Here is a 10,793-nt window from a genome sequence, read left to right as displayed (position 1 = left end):
ACATCGAAGAATCCAGGCTGCTTGGGTTTGGGTTGCTTCCTGCGTTTGTCTTTCTTCATCGGCCTCGGGATCACTTTGCGCTTCGAGGCTTTTTATCACATCGATTCCATACACACTACTCTAGAATGCTGAATTATTAGAGGTGCCCTCAACTGCACAACGCACATCGTACTCACGCCGATGGAATTCATGCAGAGGCTGGCCGCACGGGCGCGAAGGCCACGGCTGCATCTGATCCGGTTTCATGGGGTGCTGGCGCCGAATGCGAAGCTGTGCGCGAAGGTGGTGCCCGTGCCGCCTCAACCCATGGCGGCGGGCGAGGGGGGATTGCCAACACGCGCATGACGTGGGCGCGGTTACTCAAGCGCGTGTTCGGCATCGGCGTGGCGCGCTGCGCGTGCGAGGGCAAACTGAAGCTCGTTGCGGTAATCCTACAAACGGCGATTAACCACAACGACACGAAGTAACACGAAGGAAATACGAAGAAACTGGCGCTTCCGAGACTCACCCATTTGGTGAAGGCTTTGCTACCTCGCTGTTTTTGATCTCCTTCGTGCTCCGTCGTGTTCTTCGTGTGCAATAGTTCTTTCTAGGGTAATTGAAGAGCCAGCAGTGATCGAGAAGATACTCGCGCACCCCGGCTTGAGTCCGCGACCGCCGCCGGTTGTACCGGCGCGGCGGCGGAAGGACGTGCTGGAGTGGATTTGAAGAACCCGCTGGGTTTTACGCAGGCCGAGGAGGCGACGCGGCTGCGTGCCATTTCGCGCAAATTACGTGTGGTTGACCCCTTGCGCTGTGCGGTGATACATTTCGATCCACATCTGTCCGGTAGATTTCAGAATAGATTCAGTTGTTTATCTAGAGGGGCGCCATCGAAGTTCTGCAGCGCTTCGATAACGAGTTGATCTATTAGGATTTTCTCGAAGATGTTGACTTCGAGAATGTTCAGCAAAATCTGAGGGGAGGCCGCCAGGTTCAAATGCTTTCGAGCGATGGCCACTACTAGATAAACGCACACCGCAATCCAGATCTGCGACTTGACGGCATTCATTGAGTTACCGAAGAAATGTTTGATCTTCAAGTTCTGTTTTATCCATTTTAAGAAGATCTCGACCTGCTAGCGTTTGCGATAGATCTCTGCGATGGTCAGCGCAGGCAGATCGAATTGATTGGTCAGGAACACGAGAAACTTGTCCGTTTCGGGAGCGCGAAAAGAAACACGGCGCAATCGGTCTGGATAGTCGAGTTTGGATTTTGGGGTGGTCAGCGAAATACTCCGATCGCTGCGCAGTCCGGTTGCCTTGTCGACATCGCGCGACGCGATCCAGGTGTAGCGTAGATTGTCCTTGGCTCGGATAACGAAGGAGACTTGGCGTTGATGGAGCGAGTGCAGTCTGTGGAAATACAAGTAGCCTCGATCGATGACAACGATGGCACCTGGGGGCCAGTGAATGATATCCAGTACGTTCACATCGTGCACTTTCCCGGAGGTGATGTGCACGAATACTGGGATACCGCCACGCAAGTCGACTATGGTGTGTGCTTTCACCGCAGCCTTGGTCGAACGAAAATCCGCCCACGGGAACAAGGACAGACACAGATCGATGGTGGTGGAATCCATGGCATACAACGGCTCCTTTGAGCCCCAGTCCGGTGTCCTAGTCCCGATACAACTCGACGGCGGTGGCGATCAGGCGACGCCAGAGCGCTTCGAACAATTGCCAATCGCGCCGCTCGTTGGCGCCGGCCAGCGTGGAACGAGAAATCTTGCCACGAATGCCAAGGTGATAGAGTTTGGAGCGGTGCGAATTCAAGCATGCGACGAGGTCACGCAGCCCTTCGCGTCGTGTGAGCTGCGAATACGCGATGCACAAGAAATGATTCCAAGCCGAGAAGTGCTTGATGCCGTGATTCGAGGCGAACCAATCGACCAAGTGCTCGAAGTGGGCAAAGGGAACGAAGCCCAACAACTGCGCAAATACCGATCGACCGCGATTCATGGGGTTGCCTCGTTTGCCTGGAAAGCGGCAAAGATACGTGGCAAAACCCTAGGGAGTTCCCATATCGTCGGAATCGATAATCCAACCCAACCTCATGACAGCATTGAGTTTTCATCAACACCCCCAAAAATCTACCGGACAGATGTGACATTCTCTATAAGGTGGAGCAAGCCGGTAGCGGTCGCTTATGCGTGCTGAAAACCCTGATCCCGGAGCGTGGAGAAGACCCCGCTGAGCGCAAGCAACTCGCGCACGAAGAATGGATCGCGCGCCGCGTGGTCGCGCGCTTCTTTCCGCAGGTCATTCCCCTAGGAGCCTGTCGGACTTAGGGGTTCGATAGCGAAACGGTGGGAGAGCGCGGGTAGATTTTGCCGGTTTCGACGCGCATATCTGGAATATGTAAGGAGAAACCGGTGAAATATGCACCGCTCTCCCACCGTTGCAGCCGAATCATCCTAAGTCCGACAGGATCCTAGGCGCGGACCAGCGCAGCGTGCTCTACTTCGTGCAGACTTGGCACGCTGGGCACACCCTGGCACAAGTGCTAGAAGCGGGACGCCACTTGACGATTCCCGGCCTGCTCGCCATCGCCATCAAACTCGCGCGCGGCCTGGGCGCATTGCACCGCCGCTCGGTCATTCACCGAGACATCAAGCCAGAGAACATCCATCTCGGCGAGGATGGCGAAGTACGTATCCTCGATTTCGGCGTGGCGGAATCTGGCTTCGGGGCGGGCATTCTTTCCTCGCGGGCGGGTACTCCGAGTTTCCTCGCGCCCGAGATGTTCGCGGATGTGCCGGCCAGCGCACAAACGGATCTCTACGCACTGGGTATCACGTTGTACTACGCCCTCACGCGGCGCTATCCTCATGGGGAGATCGAACCCTTCCAGCGGCCGCGCTTCGGCGACCCAGTGCCTCCCACGCGCTACCGGCCGGATATTACGGCGTGGCTGGAGAACATCCTTCTCAAGTCCGTGATGAAGGAGCCAAAGCTGCGCTTCGAAACGGCGGAAGAGTTGTTGCTAGCACTTGAGCGCGGAGCCGCGCACCCGCTCGGTCCGCCAAGGCCCACGCCTATAGCCGGGCGCGATCCCGCCACGCTTTGGCGTGCCACGGCACTGCTTTCCTTGGTGCTGAACGCGCTGCTGCTCTACTGGTTGTTGGCCGTTCACTGACTCGATTGCACCACTCGCCGGGCATCCGCCATGGTTTCCAGCAGATTCTGGTTCCCCAAAACAGCGGCGAGTCCAGCGCGCGCGATGAGAGATGCAGGTTGCGGTTGCAGTCCGCAGAGTATGAGCCGGCCGCCTCGTTTTTCGATCAAACCGTGCAGGGTGCGCAAGGCTTCCACACCGGTCGTGTCCAGATTCAGCAGGCCAGACATTTCGAGCACAGTGAACTCCGGGCGCTCGCGCTTGGGATCGAGTAAGCCTTCGAGTTTACTGACGCTGCCGAAGAACAAGGACCCATTGATGCGAAAGGCCTCCACGCTGCGATGGGGTAATCCTTCCAAGTCTTCTTCCGATTCTTCGATGGGTTCGACTCGTGTAAGGCTGGATACGCGCGTAATGAAGAACAAGCAAGCCAGCGCCAATCCCACCTCCACCGCCACTGTCAGATCCACCGCCACGGTGAGCACGAAGGTGGTGAGCAAAATAGCGCGGTAGTTGTTGGAGAAGTTCTTGAGCCGCGCGAATTCGTGCCACTCTCCCATGTTGTAGGCCACGAATAACAAGATGGCCGCCAAGGCCGCCAGCGGAATATTCGCCGCGAGGGGCGCGGCAACGAGGACGATGACAAGCACGACGAGCGCATGCACCATCCCCGCGACCGGCGAGGTGGCGCCGCAGCGCACATTCGTCATGGTGCGCGCGATGGTGCCCGTCGCGCAAAATCCGCCGAAAAGCGGAGCGGCGAAATTCGCCACGCCTTGGGCCATGAGCTCCTGGTTGGGATCGTGCCGGTCCTGCGTCATGGAATCGGCCACGCGCGCGCACAGCAAGGATTCGATGGCACCTAGCATGGCGATGGTGAGCGTGGGGGCGAACAACTGCTTGACGGTTCCCCACTCAAATTCGGGAAGTGCGAAACTTGGCAAGGCGCCAGGAATGCCGCCAAATCGCGAACCGATCGTGGCCACGTCCAGATGCAACAGCGTCACGGCGAGCGTGCCAGCCACCAATACCACGATGGTGCCCGGCACGCGCGACAAGACGCGGTAAGGCAAGGAGCGCGACTGTGCGTAGGTCTTGGGCCATAGCACCACCAACGCCAGGCACGCTAAAGAGAGCAGTAGAGTGGCGGGATCGAGCGTGTCCCTCGCATGCCAGAGCGCTTGAAGTTTGGCGAAGAAATCCGCCGGAAGGTTCTCCGCGCTCAAGCCCAGGAAATCCTTGGCCTGGGATAATCCGATCAGCACCGCGATGCCATTGGTGAAGCCGATCACGATGGGTACGGGAATGAGCCGTACCAGATTGCCCACGCGCAACAGGCCAAGAGCGAACAAAATGACGCCGGCGAACATCGTGCTAAGGAGCAAATTGGCCACTCCATGACGTTCCACGATGCCATACACGATGACGATAAAGGCTCCGGCCGGCCCCCCGATTTGTACCGCCGACCCGCCCAGCGCGGAAATGAGAAATCCCGCGACGATGGCGGTGATGATTCCGGCTTCAGGTTTCAATCCGGAGGCGATGGCGAATGCCATCGCCAGTGGCAAGGCCACCACGCCCACCGTCACGCCGGCGGAAACGTCGGAAACCAATCTACCGGTGTTGTAGCCCTTCAAGCTCCCGAGAAGGTGCGGACTAAAGGATGCAAACCGTCCGCTCATGGCAATTATCTCGCAGGGCCCGAAGGATGACCTAGGTTACTCAGTAATACCCAAGGATGACATCCTCGGCCGCGAGAACGGTGATCTTGCCGTTCTCCTCCCGCGCCGCCATGACTCGCACCGAATAAAGATGCATCATGCCGCCCGAGCACGGTGGCAGGTAGGCGCCGGGTTCGTCGTCCCCGCGATGGGGTTCGATGACGTACATGCGATCGGACGGAAATTGAAAGGTATGCCCAGGAATGGAGGGCACCATGACACCCGTGGCACCCTCCGACACTTGCAATCCCAAGCGTCCGTGCCCGCCGTTATTGAGCTTCTTGTCGGATTTATCGCTGAACTCCAGCAGGATCCGGTTCGTGCCCTCGGGCAGCCGGCCCACGGCCATGCGGGGGGAAGCGCCATTGCCCCCATCGCGCTTGCATTGCTGGCCTTCCGGCACCGTGTGATCGCGCCAGCGCACATCGCTGACTATGACGCCGAATTCACTGGCATACGAAATTACCGGCAGAAACAAGAGCAGCCACTTCATCATGAAAATCTCCTCAAGCCGAATCTCCACCCACGGCCCCCGGCCGCCATTTGAGCAAACGCACCTCGGCGATGGAAACTATCTTGTCGAGAACCAGCGCGCACAAAGTCAGGACTACCACGCCCGCGAATACGGTATTGATGTCGAACACGCCCTCGGCCTGCATGATGAGATAACCGATGCCGCGCGCGGACCCCAGGTATTCTCCCACCACCGCGCCGACGAAGGCCATTCCCACGGAGGCGTGCAAACTCGAGAACACCCAAGCCGTGGCGCTCGGCAAATAGACATGCCTCAGCAATTGCCGCTTGCTGGCACCCAGCATGCGCGCATTGGCCACCACGATGGGGTTCACGTCGCGCACGCCGTTGTACACGCTGAAGAAGACGATGAAGAAAACGATGGTCACGCCGAGCACGACTTTCGACCAAATGCCGAGCCCGAACCACACGGCGAAGATCGGCGCGAGGATTACACGCGGCATCGCGTTGACGGCCTTGATGTAGGGGTCGCACAACGCGGACGCGAAGGGATTAAGCGCCAGCCAAAGTCCCACGCCCAGACCCAGAAAAGTTCCGATTACAAATGCGAGCAGCGTCTCCAACAACGTCACGCCTAGATGAGGATAAATCTTCCCGCTGGCGAACCAGGCAACAATGCGCTGCCCCACTTCCAAGGGCGTGCCGAAAAAAAATGGCGGCAGGATTTCGCGTGCGGTGAGAACATGCCAAATCAGGATGAGCAGTACAAACAACCCAATCTGGCTCGCGCGCAATAGGAGGGAGGAAGGAGTACTCATTTATTGGATGCGGCTATTGATTTTCTCGTCATTCACGACAAGCTCGATCCCTCATCCCAACCCTTGTGGCTCCGGCGTTACCAAAAGGTAAGCCTTCACCGCAACAAGCCGCTTCGCGGCGTGCTGTCCCAGAGGGAGAAGGGCTTTTTCTCCCTCGCCCTCCGGGAGAGGGAACGAGGGTGAGGAAGACGGTGGTTCGGCAGGCTTACCACGAACGCAAGACGTGATCAGTGCTTCCTTGCTGCTGTTCTCCGTGCCTCCGTGTCTCCGTGGTGAGGTTTTCAATGTCATGATCGTTGCTGTTGATAAGCCCTTAGCACTTGCTCGCGCAAGCATTCCCAGACTTCGCCGTAGATCTTGATGAATTGGGAATCTAGCCGGATCTCCGCCACGTCCCGCGGGCGGGCAAGATTCACGTTGAACTCGCCCACGAAGCGCGATGCCGGGCCAGCCGAGAGCACCACGACGCGATCGGCCAGCGCGATGGCTTCCTCCAGATCATGGGTCACGAAGAGCACGGATTTTCGGTCCTGCGACCACAGGGATAGCAACTCATTTTCCATGAGCGCGCGAGTTTGCACGTCGAGCGCGCTGAAGGGTTCGTCCATGAGCAAGATCTTCGGATCGCGAATGAGCACCTGCGCCAGAGCCACGCGCTTGCGCATGCCGCCGGATAGTTCATGTGGATATTTCTCCATGTGGCCACCCAATCCGACACGCTTCAACCATTCCCGCGCAAGCGGCGCGGCTTGCTCTGGCGCCACGCCGCGAAATTCCAATCCCGCCGCCACGTTGAAGAGTGCGCTGCGCCAGGGAAACAAAGCATCGCTTTGGAACATGTAGCCGGCATCGCGATTCAATCCGCGCAAGGCCACGCCACCCACGCTCACCGATCCCTTGGCGGGTACGATGAGCCCGGCGGCGGCGTTGAGCAAGGTGGACTTACCACAACCCGTGGGCCCCACGAGACACACGAACTCTCCAGGGGCGACCGCCAGCGAGGCTTCGGAGACGGCGGTGTACGCATCGCCGCCCTCCCCCCGCGCTGGGAAACTACACGTGACATCCTCCATGACGAGCGCGGACATACGCGGATCTAGTGGTATTTCGCCAGCGCCCGCTGCGCGAAACTATTATCGAAGGTCTGTTGCAGGAACAGCACCGGAGCGCGCCGCACGGCTTGGTGAGTGGATTGCAGCACCTTGTAGGTTTGGTCCACGCCTTTGCGCGGTATGAGACCATCCTTGGAGTAAGTGGGCTTCAAGCGCGTGAGGGCGGCAAGATAAAGGGCCCGGTCGCCTAGCAGATATTCCGGGGGCACGGCGTTCACCACCTCCTCGGGCGTGGCCTTGCTCAACCAGACAAGCGCACGCACCATGCCGTTGGCCAGCGCCTGCACGGTGTTGGGATACTTCCGGATGAAATCTTGTTTGGTGTAGAGGGTGCCCGCGGGAATGTAACCGCCAAAGACCTTGAGCGTGCCTTGATCGGTGATGGTCTCGTGCACGATGGTAATGAGACCTTGTTGCTCCAACAACGTCATGGCGGGTTCGACGTTGCAGATGGCATCCGACTCCCCGCCGCGAACAGCGGCGATGGCCGTGGCGCCCGTGCCCACGCCCACCGGGATGATGTCATCGGGCGTGAGGCCAGCCCCCGCCAGCAAGTGATTCACGATCATGTGGGTACCGGAACCCGGCGCCGTCACTCCCACGCGCATGCCCTTGAGTGCCAGCGGCGAGCGGTATCCAGCGGCTTTGCTTTTCACCACGCCGACGGACACACCGGGATTCATGGCGATCAGCACGAAGGCCGTCATCTTCTGCGCCAGGGTCTGCATCACGATGTTGTGATCGAAGGCGCCGGCCACCACGTCCGCGCTACCGCCGATCAGGGATTGCAGGGCCTTGGAGCCGCCCTGAAAATCGTTGATTTCCACTTCCAGCCCTTCGTCCTTGAAGTAACCCAAGTGCTCGGCGAGACTAAGCGGTAAGTAATACAGCGTGGCCTTGCCGCCCACCGCTATGATGACCTCGCGCTTTTCCAGTTCCAACGCGTGAAGTGCCGTGACCCCACTCAGAAAAATGAGAAGCGCGAGGAGGTATCGCACGTCAAGTAAGCGGGTCAATGCGCGCAGCTGAATTCAATCCTCCTACTTGACGATCTGGAGCAACTCCACGTCGAAAATGAGCGTGGCACCCGGCTTGATGACAGGCAGGGAACCGCGGTCGCCGTAAGCGATGTTCGCCGGGCATACCAGACGGCTCTTACCGCCGGTTTTTATCATCTGCAAACCTTCCGTCCAGCACTTGATCACGTTGCCGAGGGGAAAGGTCGCGGGCTCTCCGCGCTTGACGGAACTATCGAACACCGTGCCATCGATGAGCGTGCCGTGATAGTGCACCGTCACGGTATCCGCGGCCGTGGGCGCGGGCCCGGTACCCTCCTTGACTGTCCTGACCAGGGCGCCAGACGCGGTTTTCTTTACACCGGCTTCCGCGGCAGTTTTCGTAAGAAAAGCCGCGCTCTTCTTCTTCTCGGCATCCGCAACGCTCGATGCACGCGCCTGCGCGAGTTGCTGAACCTTCGGCCCGTAAGCCTGCATATCGACCTTGGGGGTGTGCTTCAACACGCCGTCCGTAAGGCCGGTTTTCACCATGTCGAGTTCCGCCTCGCTCAGGCCGAAATTGGCAAGGTTCTGGCTGATGGCCATCCCCAAAGCGTACAACGTCTTCTGCTCATCGGTGCTGGGATCGGCGGCACTGGCCCCCGGGGCGCAACACGCGATATACAACACTGACGCAAAACCAACTACTTTCATGGGCTGCTTGGTCATCACGCTATCTTTCATGGAAGGAAAAAGCGCGATGCTAACCCAGTTCAGCGCTTCCCCGCCGCGCGCATCGCGAAGCCGTTGTCGAAGGTGTCCGAGATCTTGATCCCGGCCGCCGCCTTCACGTTGGGGTCGAACTTTCGCAGAACTTCGTAAAGGCTCTGCGCTCCTTGCGGCGAAATCAACCCGTCCGGGGAAAAACTTTGCCGAGAACGTTCCAGGGCCGCGAGATAGAGAGATTTATCTCCCATGATGAATTCCGGAGGAACTGTATCGATGATCTGCTGCGAAGATGCTTTTTTGAGCCACGTAAGCGCCTTCACCATCGCATTGGCCAGCGCCTGCACGGTGTTGGGATTCTTCTGCACGAATTCGCGCTTCGTGTAGAGACAGCCCGAAGGCAGCGTGGCGCCGTAAACGGCATTGCTGCCTTTCGCGCTAATGGTTTCCACGACCACGGCAATATCTCCCGCCCTTTCCAGCGCGGTGATGGCTGGTTCCACGTTCACGATGGCGTCCAGTTGGCCGGTGCGCACGCCCGCCACCGCCGTGGCCCCCGTGCCCACACCGATAATGGAGACGTCTTCATTGCTCAAGCCCACGGACGAGAGGAGGTAGCTCAAAAAAAGATGCGTACTCGATCCAGGCGCGCTGACGCCGATCTTCATGCCCTTCAAATCCTTCGGCGACTTGTAACGCCCCGCGTGCTGCTTGGCGATTCCCAGCGACATGGCAGGTGTCGCAAGTTGCGCCACGAAAGCTTGCAGGTTCTGGCCCTTGGAATTCATGTGAATGACATGGTCGAACCCGCCGGCCACTACATCGGCGCTGCCCCCCATCATGGCCTGCAGCGCCTTCGCGCCGCCGGGGAAGTCGCTGATCTCGACTTCCAATCCCTCGTCCTTGAAATAGCCCAGACGTTCCGCGATGGTGAGCGGCAGATAAAAGAGCGCGGCCTTACCACCGACCGCGATGGCGACCTTGCTTTTTTCTGGAGCGGCGAAAACCGAGCCGGCAATGATTGCAAGGAAGACGGCGAGATACAGGCGGATGTGGCATTTTATAGTCCTCACTTCTATTTCCTGTCATGGAGCAGACCGTAGTGTAAACCGGCTCTACTCTCCCCTTCCGGCCATGGCAGTGAGTTTTTCCATGCGGCGGTCGTGTTTGACGCTTTGCTTGCAAATGTGGGCATTCATTCGTTCCGCGTTCCATTGGGCAATCTTCACTAGCAGCCTAGCCAGCCAAGGGGACATGCTTTCCACAAGGCCCGGTCGCACGCGCAGCAAGCTCGCCGGCCAAGAGGCAAAACGCACGAACAATTCATCCTCCAGCGATGCAAAGCCTTGCGCTGTGCCAGGATCGCCCTGCCTTGCGCACCGCCCGAAAAGCTGCCGGTCGATGCGCGAGGATTCGTGGTACTCGGTGAGCACTACATGCAATCCGCCGCGCTGCTTCGCCTCGTCGCTCAGGCGAATGTCTGTCACCCTTCCCGCCATGTTGGTGGCGACGGTTACCAACCCCAATTGGCCCACCCTTGCCACCACCTCGGCTTCTTCACGATCTTGGCGGGCGTTGAGTACTTGATGAGGAACTTCCATCCTTGTCAGAACGCCGCTCACGATTTCGGAAGCGCCCACCGAGAGTCTTATCCAATATGGTTTGAGTCTGAAGGTGGGATCGTATTTCCAACATGGTTTGAGTCTGAAGGGGCGTAATTGGGTCGATCATTCTAGGAATGATGATCGACATGAACGAAACCAAACTCACGACGCTCGATCAGTTGCGGGC

Annotated in this window: 11 protein-coding genes and 1 pseudogene; 3 read left to right on the top strand and 9 right to left on the bottom strand. The window is 58.7% G+C overall.

The window, feature by feature from the left end:
- Positions 1–132 precede the first annotated feature (132 nt).
- Together EXR36_14150 and EXR36_14145 are read left to right on the top strand one after the other, a co-directional pair.
- A complete protein-coding gene (locus EXR36_14150) occupies positions 133–345 on the top strand; it encodes a hypothetical protein (protein MSQ60738.1) in 213 nt (70 codons plus the stop codon).
- Entirely contained in the window at positions 273–467 is a 195-nt protein-coding gene (locus EXR36_14145; GenBank protein ID MSQ60737.1) for a hypothetical protein, read from the top strand. Before EXR36_14150 ends, EXR36_14145 begins: the two co-directional genes overlap by 73 nt.
- Before the next feature lie 368 nt (positions 468–835).
- On the opposite strand, the pseudogene EXR36_14140 reads toward EXR36_14145, so the two are convergent.
- Positions 836–2,000 (bottom strand): annotated as a pseudogene (locus EXR36_14140) (IS4 family transposase).
- 418 nt (positions 2,001–2,418) lie between these two features.
- On the opposite strand from EXR36_14140, the gene EXR36_14135 reads away from it, so the two are divergent.
- The gene (locus EXR36_14135) at positions 2,419–3,177 is read left to right on the top strand and encodes a serine/threonine protein kinase (GenBank protein MSQ60736.1); all 759 of its coding nucleotides are present in this window, start codon (positions 2,419–2,421) and stop codon (positions 3,175–3,177) included.
- On the opposite strand, the gene EXR36_14130 is transcribed toward EXR36_14135, so the two are convergent.
- From EXR36_14130 to EXR36_14095, 8 genes are all read right to left on the bottom strand, one after another.
- Positions 3,171–4,838: an STAS domain-containing protein gene (locus EXR36_14130; GenBank protein ID MSQ60735.1), complete on the bottom strand. Its 1,668-nt coding sequence runs from the start codon at positions 4,836–4,838 to the stop codon at positions 3,171–3,173. The two genes, EXR36_14135 and EXR36_14130, sit on opposite strands and share 7 nt — an antisense overlap.
- Before the next feature lie 40 nt (positions 4,839–4,878).
- Positions 4,879–5,373, bottom strand: coding sequence for a hypothetical protein (locus EXR36_14125; GenBank protein MSQ60734.1), 495 nt, complete (start codon positions 5,371–5,373; stop codon positions 4,879–4,881).
- Between the two features lie 10 nt (positions 5,374–5,383).
- Positions 5,384–6,169 (bottom strand): ABC transporter permease, encoded by a 786-nt coding sequence (locus EXR36_14120; protein ID MSQ60733.1) that lies wholly within the window; start codon positions 6,167–6,169, stop codon positions 5,384–5,386.
- Positions 6,170–6,456: 287 nt separating this feature from the next.
- Positions 6,457–7,257 (bottom strand): ABC transporter ATP-binding protein, encoded by an 801-nt coding sequence (locus tag EXR36_14115; protein ID MSQ60732.1) that lies wholly within the window; start codon positions 7,255–7,257, stop codon positions 6,457–6,459.
- Between the two features lie 8 nt (positions 7,258–7,265).
- Positions 7,266–8,306, bottom strand: coding sequence for an ABC transporter substrate-binding protein (locus tag EXR36_14110; GenBank protein MSQ60731.1), 1,041 nt, complete (start codon positions 8,304–8,306; stop codon positions 7,266–7,268).
- Between the two features lie 15 nt (positions 8,307–8,321).
- Positions 8,322–8,990: an FKBP-type peptidyl-prolyl cis-trans isomerase gene (locus EXR36_14105; protein ID MSQ60730.1), complete on the bottom strand. Its 669-nt coding sequence runs from the start codon at positions 8,988–8,990 to the stop codon at positions 8,322–8,324.
- A 59-nt stretch (positions 8,991–9,049) separates the two neighbouring features.
- Positions 9,050–10,066: a transporter substrate-binding domain-containing protein gene (locus EXR36_14100; GenBank protein ID MSQ60729.1), complete on the bottom strand. Its 1,017-nt coding sequence runs from the start codon at positions 10,064–10,066 to the stop codon at positions 9,050–9,052.
- A gap of 51 nt (positions 10,067–10,117) precedes the next feature.
- The gene (locus EXR36_14095; GenBank protein MSQ60728.1) at positions 10,118–10,642 is read right to left on the bottom strand and encodes a hypothetical protein; all 525 of its coding nucleotides are present in this window, start codon (positions 10,640–10,642) and stop codon (positions 10,118–10,120) included.
- Positions 10,643–10,793 lie beyond the last annotated feature (151 nt).

The sequence above is a fragment of the Betaproteobacteria bacterium genome (assembly GCA_009693245.1).
Lineage (GTDB): Bacteria > Pseudomonadota > Gammaproteobacteria > Burkholderiales > SHXO01 > SHXO01.
This window is presented reverse-complemented; position numbering and strand designations above follow the sequence as displayed.